We start from the raw sequence: 16,196 nt of genomic DNA on the forward strand, positions 1-16,196 counted from the left end.
GGGCAACAAAAAAGGCCGCATAGCGGCCTTTTTTAAACGCAAATTCGTATTAACGCTTGTCTGTTGGTACGTAATCGCGTGAAGTTTCACCAGTGTATAACTGACGAGGACGGCTGATCTTGTGACCAGGTTGAGAAAGCATCTCATCCCAGTGAGAGATCCAACCAACAGTACGTGACATTGCAAAGATTACAGTGAACATGCTTGTTGGAATACCGATAGCTTTTAAGATGATACCTGAGTAGAAGTCTACGTTAGGGTAAAGTTTCTTCTCAACGAAGTATGGGTCTTCTAGTGCAATTTGCTCAAGCTTCATTGCGATATCAAGAAGTGGATCTTGAATGTTTAGCTCAGCTAGTACTTCGTGACATGTTTGACGCATTACTGTCGCACGTGGATCGAAGTTTTTGTATACACGGTGACCGAAGCCCATAAGACGGAATGGATCTGACTTATCTTTTGCTTTAGCAACGTATTCGTCGATACGGTCTACTGAACCGATTTCTTCTAACATGTTAAGACATGCTTCGTTAGCACCACCGTGCGCAGGACCCCATAAAGATGCGATACCAGCCGCGATACACGCGTAAGGGTTTGCACCTGATGAACCAGCTAAACGTACAGTTGACGTTGAAGCGTTTTGCTCGTGGTCTGCGTGAAGCATGAAGATTTTATCCATTGCTTTAGCAAGAACAGGGCTAACTTTATATTCTTCAGCAGGTACTGAGAACATCATGTGTAAGAAGTTTTCAGCGAAGCTTAAGTCGTTACGCGGGTGTACAAACGGTTGACCTACGTTGTATTTGTAAGCCATAGCAGCGATTGTTGGTAACTTAGCAATTAGTTTGATTGCACTAGTTTTACGTTGTGTTGCATCAGTGATGTCTAAATCTTCGTGATAGAAAGAAGATAAAGCACCTACAACACCACATAGCATCGCCATAGGGTGAGCATCAAAACGGAAACCTTGGAAGAAGTTTGCGATTTTAGTATCAAGCATAGTGCTATGCGTGATTTCTTTTGCAAACTCATCGTATTGTTCTTTAGTTGGTAATTCGCCGTTTAACAGTAAGTAGCAAACTTCGATGTAGTTAGACTCATCAGCTAGTTGCTCAATTGGGTAACCACGGTGTAGTAATACACCTTTACCGCCGTCGATATAAGTGATTGAAGATTCACAAGAACCGGTCGACATGAAACCTGGGTCGTAAGTGAAGTAGCCATGAGAACCTAACGTACGTACGTCGATTACGTCTTGGCCAGCAGTGCCTTGGTAAATTGGAAGTTCGATTGGATCAAGACCATCAATATGGACCGTGGCTTTATTATCCGCCATCTATTTATCTCCTATTAAGATAACAACTCTGATTGTTATGTTCTGAATCTGTTTAAGCACATTCTTTTCATTTTAACGTGAAAGAGGGGTGTAAAGTCAATTTTTATAAACATTATGCATAAATGGATAATAAATATTCTGCCAGGATTAAATATTATACCATTGGCTAATTCGCAAACGACTCTTACTAAACAAGAATTGTAAAAAGACCTTTGGCTATATATACTATCCAAGGTTTTATACCGTATTGTCTGTAGGTAAACTTTATTTTTACATTTAAGTTTTGCATAAGTGTGAACTTTTTGTGTATCAACACGGTTTACTTAGATAGTTCCATCGAAATTCATTTTGATGGGTTTAGAAAAACAAGTAGATGAGCTCCTAAGTGGGCAAGATGGGCAAGTAACTGTGAAAAAGCAAAGACCTGTAAATCTAGATCTAACAACTATATCTATGCCGGCAACGGCTAAAGCATCAATTCTTCACCGCGTCACCGGTGTGGCACTATTTTTTGCTTTAACGTTTGTCATTTGGGCTTGGTCTGAGTCTCTTTCTTCTCCAGAAGGTTTTGAATTCGTCAAGGGTCTGTTCAGCGGATTCATTGCCAAATTCATAGCGTGGGGTACCATTTCTGTGTTGGCATATCACCTAATCGGTGGTGTTCGTCACATCATTATGGATATGGGTCACTGGGAAGAACTTGAATCAGGTAACTTCAGCGCTAAAGTTGCGATGGCTTTAGGTGTTGTAGCTGCAATTCTAGCAGGAGTGTGGATATGGTTTTAAATCAAGCAACTCTTAAACGTGATGGTGTACAAGATTTTGTATCACTTCGTACAACAGCATTAATAATCAGCGCATATGCGATTTTTATTATCGGCTATTTTTTATGTACACCAGAAGTCACTTTTGAAGCCTGGCAAGGCCTATTCTCTAATCTAGCAATGAAAGGGTCTACACTAATTGCCCTTGTTTGCATTATGGTTCACACCCGTATCGGTCTTTGGCAAGTTCTAACTGACTATGTCAAAAATGCGAAATTACGTGCTGTTTTAGGCTTTGTATTAAACCTTATGGCCGTTGCTTACGTAGCAATTGGTCTAATCGTTTTATGGGGTGTTTAAGTGAATTATTCTGTTCGTGAATTTGACGCAGTAGTAATTGGTGCAGGCGGCGCGGGTATGCGCGCAGCACTTGCTATTACTGAATCAGGCAAAACCTGTGCACTTATCTCTAAAGTTTTCCCTACACGTTCTCACACTGTGTCAGCACAAGGCGGCATTACTGTTGCGTTAGGTAACTCGCATGAAGATAACTGGGAATGGCACATGTACGATACTGTTAAAGGTTCTGATTTTATCGGTGACCAAGACGCTATCGAATATATGTGTAAAACAGGCCCAGAAGCTATTACTGAATTAGAAAACATGGGCTTACCATTTTCTCGTTTTGAAAATGGCCGTGTTTATCAACGTCCTTTCGGCGGTCAGTCGAAAAACTTTGGTGGTGAACAAGCAGCACGTACTGCAGCAGCAGCTGACCGTACTGGTCACGCACTGTTACACTGTCTTTACCAGCAAAACGTTAAAAACAAAACAAACGTATTTTCAGAGTGGTATGCACTAGATTTAGTTAAAAACAGCGATGGTCATGTTGTTGGTTGTACAGCAATCGACATTGAATCAGGCCAAGTTGTTTACTTCAAATCAAAAGCCGTTGTTTTAGCAACAGGTGGTGCAGGTCGTATCTACGCATCAACAACTAACGCACACATCAATACAGGTGACGGCGTTGGTATGGCAACCCGTGCTGGTGTTGCATTGCAAGATATGGAAATGTGGCAATTCCACCCAACAGGTATCGCAGGCGCTGGTGTACTAGTAACTGAAGGTTGTCGTGGTGAAGGTGGTTACCTTCTAAACAAAGACGGCGAACGCTTCATGGAACGTTACGCGCCAAATGCTAAAGACTTAGCATCTCGTGACGTTGTTGCTCGTTCAATGATGACTGAGATCCGTGAAGGTCGTGGTTGCGATGGTCCTTACGGTCCACATATCAAGCTTAAACTTGACCACTTAGGTGAAGAGACGCTTAATTTACGTCTTCCTGGTGTATGTGACCTTGCGAAAACATTCGCACACGTTGACCCAGCTAAAGAACCAATTCCAGTAATTCCAACATGTCACTACATGATGGGTGGTGTACCAACTAACGTAAATGGTCAAGCATTACAAATCGATGCAAATGGTCAAGAGAAAGTAGTTGAAGGTTTATTCGCTGTGGGTGAAATTGCCTGTGTATCTGTACACGGTGCTAACCGCCTAGGTGGTAACTCACTTCTTGACTTAGTTGTGTTCGGACGTGCAGCTGGTAACTTCTTAGGTAAATACCTAAATGGTGTTGAAGCAGGTAAAGATGCGTCTGAATCAGACCTTGAAGCATCACTTGCGCGCTTCAACCGTTGGGAAAGCTCTAAAGCTGGCCAAGGTGAAGACCCAGTTCAAATCAAGAAAGACCTACAAATGTGTATGCAGCTTAACTTCTCGGTGTTCCGTGAAGGTGATGCAATGGCTACAGGTCTTAAAGAGCTTAAAGAAATTCGTGAACGTCTGCAGTATGCTCGTCTTGACGACAAGTCAACAGAGTTCAACACTGCGCGTATCGAATGTCTAGAGTTAGACAACTTAATGGAAACAGCTTACTCAACTGCAGTAGCTGCAAACTTCCGTACAGAAAGCCGTGGTGCACATTCTCGTTTTGACTTCCCAGATCGTGATGACGATAACTGGTTATGTCACTCTATCTTTAACCCAGTTACAGATGAAATGACAAAACGTGAAGTAAACTACGCGCCGAAACTGCGTGAAGCTTTCCCACCTAAAGCACGTACATACTAGGAGCGAGACGATGGCACAAGTACAATTTTCCGTTTATCGTTACAATCCAGATGTTGATAATGCACCACGTATGCAGGACTTCACGCTAGAAACGCAAGAAGGCCAAGATATGATGGTTTTGGATGCTCTAATGAAACTAAAAGAGCAAGATCCAACATTATCATTCCGTCGTTCATGCCGTGAAGGTGTGTGTGGTTCTGACGGTATCAACATGAATGGTAAAAACGGTTTAGCATGTATTACTCCTTTATCAACGCTACTTAAAGGTGGCAAAGGTAAAATCGTAATTCGTCCATTACCTGGTTTACCTGTGGTACGTGACCTTGTTATTGACATGAGTCAGTTCTACACTCAATACGAAAAAGTTAAGCCTTATCTAATTAATGACACGCCAGCGGCGGGTGAGCGTCTTCAATCTATCGAAGAACGTGATAAGTTAGATGGCTTATATGAGTGTATTTTATGTGCATGTTGTTCTACATCGTGTCCTTCGTTCTGGTGGAATCCAGACAAGTTCATCGGTCCTGCGGGTCTTCTTCATGCGTATCGTTTCTTGGCTGATAGCCGCGATACAGCGACTGAAGAGCGTCTTGCAGATCTTGACGATGCGTTCAGCGTGTTCCGTTGTCACAGTATTATGAACTGTGTTAGCGTGTGTCCTAAAGGTCTTAATCCGACTAAAGCAATTGGACAAATCAAATCAATGCTTTTAAACCGCGCTGTTTAAAGCTTGAATATGTAAGGTGGTTAAGTGATTAACCACCTTGTTTTTACAACAATTAATTTCTGCGCTAAAGAAAAGGGCTTATAAATGCACGAAGGTGTGATGAAGGCATGGCTAGAATCTTCTCACTTAAACGGCGGAAACGTTGCTTACGTAGAAGAGCTTTATGAAGCGTACTTAGATGATGCGACTTCTGTGCCAGAAGAATGGCGAGAAGTGTTCGAACAATTACCAAAAGTAGATGGTGTGGATGTTGACGTAAAACATTCAGAGGTTCGTTCACAATTTGCGGAGCTTGCTAAAAACAAGCATAGAGAAGTAGTGGTAGCAGAGGGTGGCTCTGGCGATCCTAAACAGGTCAAAGTGCTACAACTTATTAATGCTTTCCGTTTCCGTGGTCACCAAAATGCTAACCTAGATCCATTAGGTATCTGGGAACGCGAACGAGTTCGAGATCTTGAACTTGAATACCACGATTTATCTGAAGCTGATTTTGACCGTGAATTCAATGTGGGTTCGTTTGCCGTAGGTCGCGACACCATGCCTTTAGGTGAGCTATACCAAGCACTTAAGACCACGTATTGTGGTTCAGTTGGTGCAGAGTATATGCACATCACTTCAACTGAAGAAAAACGTTGGTTACAACAGCGTTTAGAATCAGTGCAATCTCGTCCAACGTTCTCTAAAGAAGAAAAGCTACGTATCCTTAAAGGATTAACAGCTGCAGATGGCCTTGAAAAATATTTAGGGGCTAAGTTCCCTGGTGCAAAACGTTTCTCACTTGAAGGTGGTGATGCGTTGGTACCAATGCTTAAAGAACTAATTCATCGTGCAGGTGAAAGCGGACAAAAAGAAGCTGTTATTGGTATGGCTCACCGCGGTCGCTTGAACGTACTAGTGAACGTTTTAGGTAAAAACCCATCAGAATTATTCGATGAGTTCGCTGGTAAACACAAAGATACTTTAAGCTCAGGTGATGTTAAATATCACATGGGTTATTCATCTGACTTCGCTACAAAGGGTGGCAACGTGCATATGGCACTTGCGTTTAACCCATCTCACCTTGAAATCGTTAACCCAGTAGTTATGGGTTCGGTACGCGCTCGTTTAGACCGTTTAGGTGATAAGTCAGGTATTAAAGCATTACCAATTACTATTCACGGTGACTCTGCAATCGCAGGTCAAGGTGTTGTTCAAGAAACATTTAACTTATCGCAAACTAATGCATTTAGTTGTGGTGGTAGTATCCGTATCGTGGTAAACAACCAAGTTGGTTTTACAACGTCAAAACAAGCGGATGTTCGTTCTACACCATACTGTACTGACATTGCGAAAATGGTTCAGGCACCTATTTTCCACGTTAATTCTGACGATCCAGAAGCGGTTGCATTTGTTACTCAAATCGCACTTGATTTCAGAAATCAATTCAAGCGTGACGTTGTAATTGATTTAGTATGTTATCGCCGTCATGGTCATAACGAAGCGGATGAGCCGAATGCGACTCAACCACTTATGTACCAGAAAATCAAAAAACACCCAGTTCCACGCCTAATTTATGCTGACCAACTTGTGTCTGAAGGTTCATTTACAGAAGATGAAGTCAAAGCACTTGCTGATGAGTACCGTAACGGTCTTGATGGCGGTAACTGTGTTGTTGAAGAAATTCAACCAGAAACATCTCACTCTTCAGATTGGGCTAAATTCGTTGGTCACGATTGGGATGTTGAGTACGATGCAAAACTTTCTGTTGAAAAACTAAAAGAACTTGGTGAAAAAGTATCAAGCTACCCAGAGAACCATAAAGCTCAGTCGCGTGTTAAGAAAATTTACGACGACCGTAAGCTAATGGCATCAGGTGAAAAACCACTTGATTGGGGTATGGCTGAAACGCTAGCTTATGCTTCACTTGTTGATGCGGGCACAGATATCCGTTTAACAGGTCAAGACTCAGGTCGTGGTACTTTCTTCCACCGTCATGCTGTTATCCATAACCAAAAAGATGCATCAACCTACTTGCCGCTGCAAAACATCAGCGAAAAACAAGGTTCATTTGAAGTATACGACTCAGTACTTTCTGAAGAAGCGGTACTTGCATTTGAATATGGTTACGCAACAGCTGAACCAACTTCACTTGTAATGTGGGAAGCACAATTTGGTGACTTCGCTAACGGTGCACAAGTTGTATTTGACCAATTCTTAAGTTCAGGTGAACAAAAGTGGGGCCGTTTATGTGGTCTTACATGTTTACTTCCACATGGTTATGAAGGTCAAGGCCCAGAGCATAGCTCGGCACGTCTTGAGCGTTTCTTACAATTGTGTGCTGATCACAATATGCAAGTGTGTGTGCCTTCAACACCAGCGCAAGTTTATGCAATGCTTCGTCGTCAATCTGTACGTCCTTTACGTCGTCCATTGATTGTTATGACACCTAAGTCACTACTTCGTCATCCGCTGGCAACTTCAACACTTGAAGAATTATCTGAAGGTGTGTTCCACAATATGATCGATGAAATCGATGATATTGCAGCAGATAAAGTAGAACGCGTTGTATTCTGTAGTGGTAAAGTTTATTACGAATTACTACAAGAGCGTCGTAAACAAGAATTAAATAACATTGCTATTGTTCGTGTAGAACAATTATATCCATTCCCACACGCAGAGATGGATACAATCATGCAACGTTACCAACACGTTAAAGATTTTGTTTGGTGTCAAGAAGAGCCGCAAAACCAAGGTGCATGGTATTGTTCTCAACATCATTTTGTTGATGCAATTCCTGAAGGTGCTAAATTAACTTACGCAGGTCGTAAAGCATCAGCATCACCAGCGTGTGGTTACATGTCAGTGCATAATAAAGAACAACAAGCGCTCGTTGCAGACGCGCTTACTATTGAAAAGAAAGGATAAGCAATGAGCACAGAAATTAAAGTTCCTGTACTTCCTGAGTCGGTTGCTGATGCTACTGTTGCAACATGGCACGTAAGTGTTGGCGACAAAGTAAGCCGCGACCAAAACTTGGTTGATATCGAAACAGATAAAGTTGTTTTAGAAGTTGTTGCACCAAACGATGGTGTAATCACTGAAATTTCACAAGAAGAAGGTGCAACGGTACTTGGCGAGCAAGTAATTGCATTACTTGGTGATGCAGATGCTGCACCAGCAAGTGACGACTCTGCCAAAGAATCTGCACCAGCAAAATCAGAAGACGCGCCAGAGGCGCAATCAGCACCAGCATCAGAAGGTAAAGAAGTGGACATTAAAGTACCTGTACTTCCAGAATCAGTCGCAGACGCGACAATTGCTACTTGGCATGTTCAACCAGGTGAAGCGGTAACTCGCGATCAAAACCTAGTTGATATCGAAACTGATAAAGTTGTTCTTGAAGTGGTTGCTCAAGAAGACGGTATCATGGGTGAGCACATTCACGCTGAAGGCGAAACAGTACTTGGTGAGCAAGTAATTGGTACAGTTAAAGCGGGCGCAGCACCAGCTAAAGCACCTGCAGCAAAAGCTGAAGAGGCTACTGCAAGCGAATCAAATGATAGCTCTGATGTGTTAACACCATCAGTTCGTCGTTTAATCGCTGAGAAAGGTCTTGATGCATCTAAAATCAAAGGCACAGGCAAAAACGGTCGTGTGACTAAAGAAGATGTCGATACATTCTTAAAAGCTCCTGCAGCAGCACCAAAAGCTGAAGCAGCGCCAGCAGCACCTATGGGTGACCGTACACAAAAACGTGTTCCTATGACACGTTTACGTAAAACTATCGCTAATCGTCTTCTTGAAGCGAAAAACTCAACTGCAATGTTAACTACATTCAACGAAGTTAACATGAAGCCAATCATGGATCTTCGTAAGCAGTATCAAGAAGTGTTCGAAAAGCGTCATGGGATCCGTTTAGGTTTCATGTCTTTCTACGTGAAAGCAGTTACTGAAGCACTTAAGCGTTTCCCTGAGGTGAATGCATCTATCGATGGTGATGATATCGTTTATCATAACTACTTCGACATCAGCATTGCGGTTTCAACTCCACGTGGTCTTGTTACACCAGTTCTTAAAGACTGTGACAAGCTATCAGTGGCAGAAATCGAAAAAGGTATCCGTGAATTAGCACTTAAAGGTCGTGACGGTAAACTATCTATCGAAGACATGACTGGTGGTAACTTCACAATTACTAACGGTGGTGTATTCGGTTCATTACTTTCTACACCTATCATCAACTTGCCACAGTCTTCAATCTTGGGTATGCATAAAATCCAAGATCGCCCAATGGCTGTTAACGGTAAAGTTGAAATCTTACCAATGATGTATTTAGCGTTATCTTACGATCACCGCCAAATCGATGGTAAAGAATCAGTAGGCTTCCTAGTAACAATTAAAGAGTTACTTGAAGATCCAACTCGTTTACTACTAGATGTTTAATCTGGTTGTATAAAAACTAAGCTGTGAACCCTGTTCACAGCTTTTTTTTTGCGCCTTTGGTCTAACTGGGGTTTTCATGTGGAGCCTTGGGATTTATACTAAGTGCGCAATTTGGGATAGCTGTTTATTTTGCATAAATATTCAGCTCTTTTAGTATAAAAAATTGGATAAAGCATCATGAATTTGCATGAGTATCAGGCAAAACAACTTTTTGCCGAATATGGTTTACCAGTTTCTCAAGGTTTCGCTTGCGATACACCTGAAGAAGCTGCAGCAGCTGCTGAGAAAATCGGCGGTGATATGTGGGTTGTTAAAACACAGGTTCACGCAGGTGGCCGTGGTAAAGCTGGCGGTGTTAAGCTAGTTAAAACAATCGACGAAGTAAAAGAGTTCGCTGCGAACTGGTTAGGTAAAAACTTAGTTACTTACCAAACAGACGAAAATGGTCAGCCAGTAGCTAAAATCCTTGTTGAAAGCTGCACTGACATCGCTAACGAATTATACCTTGGCGCTGTAGTAGATCGTGCTTCTCGTAAAGTTGTTTTCATGGCATCTACTGAAGGTGGTGTTGAAATCGAGCAAGTTGCAGAAGAAACTCCAGAACTAATTCACAAAGCTGAGATCGATCCACTAGTTGGTCCACAAGCATACCAAGCTCGTGAATTAGGCTTCAAACTAGGTTTAAACCCTACTCAAATGAAACAGTTCGTTAAGATCTTCATGGGTCTTGCTAACATGTTCAACGATTTCGATTTCGCACTATTAGAAATCAACCCGCTAGTAATTACAGACGAAGGTAACCTTCACTGTCTAGACGGTAAAATCGGTGTAGATGGTAACGCGCTTTACCGTCAACCTAAAATCCGTGAAATGCACGATCCTTCACAAGAAGATGCACGTGAAGCTCACGCTGCAAGCTTCGAGCTTAACTACGTTGCACTAGACGGTAACGTTGGTTGTATGGTTAACGGTGCAGGCCTTGCAATGGGTACTATGGACATCGTAAACCTACACGGTGGTAAGCCAGCTAACTTCCTAGATGTTGGTGGTGGTGCTACTAAAGAGCGTGTATCTGAAGCATTCAAGATCATCTTATCTGACGACAACGTTAAAGCTGTTTTAGTTAACATCTTTGGTGGTATCGTACGTTGTGACATGATCGCTGAAGGTATCATTGGCGCAGTTAAAGAAGTAGGCGTAAACGTTCCTGTAGTAGTACGTTTAGAAGGTACTAACGCTGAACTAGGTCGTGAAGTACTTGCTAATTCTGACCTTAACATCATCGCTGCTGAATCACTAACAGACGCAGCTGAAAAAGTTGTTGCTGCTGCGGAGGGCAAATAATGTCTGTATTAATCAATAAAGATACAAAAGTTATCTGTCAAGGTTTCACAGGTGGCCAAGGTACTTTCCACTCTGAGCAAGCGCTTGAGTACGGTACACAAATGGTTGGTGGTGTAAGCCCAGGTAAAGGCGGTCAAACGCACCTTGGTCTTCCAGTATTCAACACAGTACGTGACGCTGTTGAAGCAACTGGTGCAACTGCATCAGTTATCTATGTACCAGCAGCTTTCTGTAAAGATGCAATCTTAGAAGCTATCGATGCTGGCATCGAGCTTATCGTTTGTATCACTGAAGGTATCCCAACACTAGACATGGTTGACGTTAAAGTTAAGCTTGAGCAAACTGGTGTTCGTATGATCGGTCCTAACTGCCCAGGTGTTATCACTCCGGGTGAAACGAAGATCGGTATCATGCCTGGTCACATCCACAAGCCTGGTAAAGTAGGTATCGTATCACGTTCTGGTACTTTAACTTACGAAGCGGTTAAACAAACTACTGACGCTGGTTTCGGCCAATCAACATGTGTTGGTATCGGTGGTGACCCAATCCCTGGCACTAACTTCATCGACGTTTTAGAAATGTTCGAAAAAGACGAGCAAACTGAAGCAATCGTAATGATCGGTGAAATCGGTGGTACTGCAGAAGAAGAAGCTGCAGAATACATCAAGCACAACGTGACTAAACCAGTTGTTTCTTACATTGCAGGTGTTACGGCTCCTCCAGGTAAGCGCATGGGTCACGCAGGTGCAATCATCGCAGGTGGTAAAGGTACTGCTGATGAGAAATTTGCTGCATTAGAAGCTGCTGGCGTAAAAACTGTACGTTCACTAGCTGACATCGGTGCTGCACTTAAAGAGAAAACAGGCTGGTAATCAGTTTTAATCTCTTAAAAAAGGCTCGCTTATGCGGGCCTTTTTTGTATCTGAGAGTTTCCTAGTTTGTGCACGAAAATTCTAGCTTTAAATTAAGAATAATAATGCTTTATTTGTGAATAAAAATTCCATACACTGATACCTTGTTTATTTGTTTTTATATAAAACGCTGTTATTAAAAAAGGTAAATATCACGTGCGTACCACAGAATTGGTAGATGGATTTCGCCAGTCAACTCCTTATGTTAATGCTCACCGAGGTAAAACTTTCGTTGTAATGCTCGGCGGAGAAGCAATTGATCAGCCAGGTTGTCGTAGCATCATTAATGATGTTGCATTATTAACGAGCTTAGGTATCAAAATTGTTTTAGTGTTTGGTGCAAGGCCACAGTTCAATGCGGCACTGCAAGAATTTGGCATAACTAGTCAGTTTCATAATGAAATACGTGTTACTGATAACGCGACTTTTGATGTAATAAAGAAAGTTGCGGGTGCAATGCAGTTCGATATAACCGCGCGTTTATCTACGTCTTTAAGTAGTACTCCTATGACTGGTTCATACTTGAATGTGGTCAGCGGTAATTTTGTTATTGCTCAGCCTTTAGGAGTTGACGAAGGCATTGATTATCATCACTCAGGCCGTGTAAGACGTATTGATGTTGAAGGGATTCGTCATCAATTAAACAATAACAGTATCGTACTACTTGGTCCGATTGCCGCCTCAGTGACAGGTGAAAGTTTTAATTTAACTGCTGAAGAAATTGCCACTCAGGTTGCATTAAAACTGCGCGCTGACAAAATGCTCGGTTTTTGTAAAGAGGCCGGTATCTTGGATGAAAACGGTGAAGCAATTGCCGAGCTTATGCCAAATGAGGCAGAATCTGTCTTAGCAAACTACCGTAATCAACCTGATTCATGTTTAAGTGCAACGGTATTCTTACAAGCGGCCATTGATGCATGTCGTGGCGGCGTACATCGTTGTCATTTAGTTAGTTACAAAGAAGATGGCGCATTATTACAAGAGCTTTTCTCATTAGATGGCATTGGTACGCAAATCGCGCCGCAAAGCTCTGAACAGTTACGTAGTGCAACAATATCTGATATTACCGGGATTATTAATCTGATCAGACCGCTTGAAGAGCAGGGCTATTTAGTTAGGCGTTCTAGAGAGCAGCTTGAGATAGAAATAGAGCAATTTACTGTCATTGAGCGTGATGGTTTAATTATCGCCTGTGCCGCTTTATACCCATTTGCTGAAGAACAAGTGGGGGAGTTTGCAAGTCTGGCTGTTCATCCACAGTACCGAGATGCAGATAGAGGGAGTTACCTACTGCGTTTTATTATTAATAAAGCCAAACGTGCGGGTTACTCGCATTTATTCGCTTTAACCACACGCAGTATTCATTGGTTTTTAGAACAAAGCTTTGAATTAGTGACCGTTGATGAGTTACCGGCGAAGAAAAAGGCACTGTATAACTATGAGCGCCGTTCTAAAGTGCTGCGACTGGACCTTACTAAACTAAGTAAAAACCGTTGATAGGACAACTGAGTGGATTGCTATAAAAAAGGTGACGCATGTGCGTCACCTCTAATTCTATATATTGTATTTAATTAATACTCATAGTTAATGTGCTGATAAAAGCGCACACGTAAATCTTGGCGCGTTGGATTAAAGGCCAGCTCGTCAGTTACTTCATTAATTGCGCTTTGCACTTGATTCATAAACTTACCATAACCAATGTCATGCTTGTCTTTATCGGCTGCGGCAATCACAAAATGTAGAGAATCAACAAGTTGATTTGCATCCCAATAATGTTGTAATTGCACTTGCTCTGAGCTGCAATCAAAGGTTAGCTTTTGCAGTTCACTGTTACTTTGTGCGTTATCAATATTGCTATTACGAACAATAGGGCGGGTACCATTAGCGATAAAAGCACCAAGGGTTAGCGCTCGTTTTTCGCAAGCTCGTTTAAATGCATCAAAAATATATTGATAAAATTGCGTGTAATTCTCTTCATTCAACATATGTTGAAATTGCGTTTTAATCGCGCGGGTTACTGGAATAGAAAACCCAGCATAAGTCATTTCACTGTGCTGTGTTGGTAAATGACATTGGCGAGATTGATAGCGTGGATATAAGCTACGCAATTTATAGCCATAGCTTTCTTTGTGACCTTTTGCTTTAGCAAATAAATCATAAGTAAGATGCTGGTGATCGCGAATTTTAAGTGGAGGTTGGCCGCTTAATAGCTTTTCTTGTAATGAGTTTATTACGCGCTGTACGTTATGGTGAAAACTTGCTGCATTAGCACGAATATCTTCACCTGTAGCCAAAAATAATAAACGAATTTTTTTGCATTTTACATCATTAGCGGCAAACACATTATGTGCTTCGTGGTATTGTGGGTTATAGAAAAACAAAATCTGCTTAGCGGTTTCTAAACTATATGCCTCATCATGGTAACGAACGACAGGTAACTTATCGTTAGCGATCAGATGTACATTGTGCAGTTCATATTCATCACATAGTGCAAATAACTCCCTTGCAAGACGCTTATAAGCACAGCTTACATTACTAAACTGTGCAAAAAACTCATCAGTAGGTTTAAACTCAACTAGCACATACTGGTTAGCACGCGCAGAGCTTGGAATATAGACTCTATGTTGATTGAGCGAAGCCATCTTTTTTCCTTATTGGTAGTGAAACTGACGGCACTATATCGCTAGTCAATGATCATTTTATTGCGTTAGAACAATTTTTTTACCGATTTTGCAGCGTCTGTAAACAATGTATTCAATAATCGGCTTATTATCTTCAATAAACATGGCTCAACTACTGTATGTTAGGGTTTGTTTTTGTAATAATGCATTAGTTTTGTCACCATGCAATATTTTGAGGATTATGCTCCTATGGCGGAAATTGAGAATCGCCCAAGTAACTTTATTAGAACGCGTATCGACGAAGATCTCGCAAGCGGTAAGCATGCGACTACACACACGCGTTTTCCACCTGAACCAAACGGTTTTTTACACATTGGTCATGCAAAGTCTATCTGTTTAAATTTTGGTATTGCCCAAGATTATCAAGGTCTTTGTAACTTACGTTTTGATGATACGAATCCAGAAAAAGAAGACATCAATTACGTAAATTCAATTAAAGAAGATGTGCAGTGGTTAGGTTTTCAGTGGGATGGTGAAATTAAGTATTCATCTAACTATTTCGATGCGTTATACGGCTATGCTGTTGAGCTTATCGAAAAAGGCCTTGCGTATGTGTGTTTCTTATCGCCAGATCAAGCACGTGAATACCGTGGTACTTTAAAAGAGCCAGGTAAAAATAGCCCGTACCGTGATACGCCAGTAGAAGAAAACCTAGCGCTATTTGAAAAAATGCGTAATGGCGAATTCAAAGAAGGCGAGTGTGTACTGCGTGCTAAAATCGATATGGCAAGTTCATTCATGGTATTGCGTGATCCGATTTTATACCGTGTACGTTTTGCTCACCACCACCAAACAGGTGATAAGTGGTGTATTTACCCAATGTACGACTTCACGCACTGTATTTCAGATGCACTAGAAGGTATCACGCATTCACTATGTACGCTTGAGTTCCAAGATAACCGTCGTTTATACGATTGGGTATTAGATAACATCAGCCTTGAGTGTCACCCACAGCAAATCGAGTTTTCACGATTAAACCTTGAATACACCATTATGTCTAAGCGTAAATTAAACGACTTAGTGGTTAATGGTCATGTTGAAGGCTGGGACGACCCACGTATGCCAACGATTGCTGGTCTGCGTCGTCGCGGTTATACACCTGCATCAGTACGTGAATTCTGTTCTCGCATCGGTATCACCAAGCAAGAAAACATGGTTGAAATGGGTATGCTTGAAGCGTGTATCCGTGAAGATCTTAATGAGCATGCACCGCGTGCAATGGCTGTTCTTGATCCGGTGAAGATTGTTATCGAAAACTATGATGCAGATAAAGTAGAGACTTTATCAGTTGCCAATCACCCGAATAAAGAAGAGATGGGCCGTCGTGATGTGCCTTTCACACGTGAGATTTATATTGAGCGTGAAGACTTCCGTGAAGAAGCAAATAATAAGTTTAAACGTTTAGTACTTGATAAAGAAGTACGTTTACGTGGTGCTTATGTAATTAAAGCTGAGCGTGTTGAAAAAGACGAGAACGGTGAAATCACCACTATTTTCTGTTCTTACGATCCAGAAACGCTAGGTAAAAACCCAAGCGATGGCCGTAAAGTTAAAGGTGTAATCCATTGGGTATCAGCCAGTGAGTCAATCACCGCTGAAGTACGTTTATACGACCGTTTATTTAACGTACCAAACCCAGCTGCTGCTGAAGACTTCAATGCAACGCTAAATCCAGAATCACTCGTGGTTCTTGCTAACGCGAAACTTGAACCGTCTCTTGCTAATGCACAAGCAGAGCAGGGCTTCCAGTTTGAACGCATGGGCTATTTCTGTCGTGATAACAAAGCCGACTCACTAGTATTTAATCAAACTGTGGGTCTTCGTGATTCATGGGCAAAGATTGAACAAAAGGGCTAAACTTTTAACTAATTGTTTAAGTTT

12 protein-coding genes are annotated in these 16,196 nt (G+C 41.7%); 10 read left to right on the forward strand and 2 right to left on the reverse strand.

The window, feature by feature from the left end; translation table 11 throughout:
* Nucleotides 1–49 precede the first annotated feature (49 nt).
* Nucleotides 50–1,336, reverse strand: coding sequence for a citrate synthase (locus tag L1267_RS10185; protein ID WP_135924762.1), 1,287 nt, complete (start codon nt 1,334–1,336; stop codon nt 50–52).
* Nucleotides 1,337–1,744: 408 nt separating this feature from the next.
* Here L1267_RS10185 and sdhC point away from each other — a divergent pair, with 408 nt between their 5' ends.
* From sdhC to argA, 9 genes are all read left to right on the forward strand, one after another.
* A complete protein-coding gene (gene sdhC, locus L1267_RS10190; protein WP_075593614.1) occupies nt 1,745–2,122 on the forward strand; it encodes a succinate dehydrogenase, cytochrome b556 subunit in 378 nt (125 codons plus the stop codon).
* Complete coding sequence (gene sdhD, locus L1267_RS10195; RefSeq protein WP_235382753.1) at nt 2,113–2,460, forward strand: succinate dehydrogenase, hydrophobic membrane anchor protein; 348 nt, start codon at nt 2,113–2,115, stop codon at nt 2,458–2,460. Before sdhC ends, sdhD begins: the two co-directional genes overlap by 10 nt.
* Nucleotides 2,461–4,233, forward strand: a complete 1,773-nt coding sequence (gene sdhA / locus L1267_RS10200) for a succinate dehydrogenase flavoprotein subunit (RefSeq protein WP_135924757.1) — start codon at nt 2,461–2,463, stop codon at nt 4,231–4,233.
* A 10-nt stretch (nt 4,234–4,243) separates the two neighbouring features.
* Nucleotides 4,244–4,960: a succinate dehydrogenase iron-sulfur subunit gene (locus L1267_RS10205; protein ID WP_199526437.1), complete on the forward strand. Its 717-nt coding sequence runs from the start codon at nt 4,244–4,246 to the stop codon at nt 4,958–4,960.
* Nucleotides 4,961–5,044: 84 nt separating this feature from the next.
* Complete coding sequence (locus L1267_RS10210; RefSeq protein ID WP_199526438.1) at nt 5,045–7,864, forward strand: 2-oxoglutarate dehydrogenase E1 component; 2,820 nt, start codon at nt 5,045–5,047, stop codon at nt 7,862–7,864.
* 3 nt (nt 7,865–7,867) lie between these two features.
* Nucleotides 7,868–9,379 carry a 2-oxoglutarate dehydrogenase complex dihydrolipoyllysine-residue succinyltransferase gene (odhB, locus tag L1267_RS10215; RefSeq protein WP_135924749.1) on the forward strand — a complete coding sequence of 504 codons (1,512 nt, stop codon included), beginning with the start codon at nt 7,868–7,870 and terminating at the stop codon, nt 9,377–9,379.
* 177 nt (nt 9,380–9,556) lie between these two features.
* Nucleotides 9,557–10,723, forward strand: coding sequence for an ADP-forming succinate--CoA ligase subunit beta (gene sucC, locus L1267_RS10220; protein ID WP_135924747.1), 1,167 nt, complete (start codon nt 9,557–9,559; stop codon nt 10,721–10,723).
* Nucleotides 10,723–11,595 (forward strand): succinate--CoA ligase subunit alpha, encoded by an 873-nt coding sequence (gene sucD / locus L1267_RS10225; RefSeq protein WP_235382754.1) that lies wholly within the window; start codon nt 10,723–10,725, stop codon nt 11,593–11,595. Before sucC ends, sucD begins: the two co-directional genes overlap by 1 nt.
* A 195-nt stretch (nt 11,596–11,790) precedes the next feature.
* Nucleotides 11,791–13,131: an amino-acid N-acetyltransferase gene (gene argA, locus L1267_RS10230; RefSeq protein WP_135924744.1), complete on the forward strand. Its 1,341-nt coding sequence runs from the start codon at nt 11,791–11,793 to the stop codon at nt 13,129–13,131.
* Nucleotides 13,132–13,205: 74 nt separating this feature from the next.
* Here the strand turns inward: argA and L1267_RS10235 are convergent, their stop codons facing one another.
* Entirely contained in the window at nt 13,206–14,276 is a 1,071-nt protein-coding gene (locus tag L1267_RS10235; RefSeq protein WP_135924742.1) for a DUF3083 family protein, read from the reverse strand.
* Between the two features lie 228 nt (nt 14,277–14,504).
* Here L1267_RS10235 and glnS point away from each other — a divergent pair, with 228 nt between their 5' ends.
* On the forward strand, nt 14,505–16,172 hold the full coding sequence (glnS, locus tag L1267_RS10240) for a glutamine--tRNA ligase (protein ID WP_135924739.1): 1,668 nt from the start codon (nt 14,505–14,507) through the stop codon (nt 16,170–16,172).
* The last annotated feature ends 24 nt before the right edge of the window (nt 16,173–16,196 follow it).

The organism is Pseudoalteromonas sp. OFAV1 (assembly GCF_021532595.1).
In the GTDB taxonomy this organism is placed as follows: Bacteria; Pseudomonadota; Gammaproteobacteria; order Enterobacterales; family Alteromonadaceae; genus Pseudoalteromonas; species Pseudoalteromonas lipolytica_C.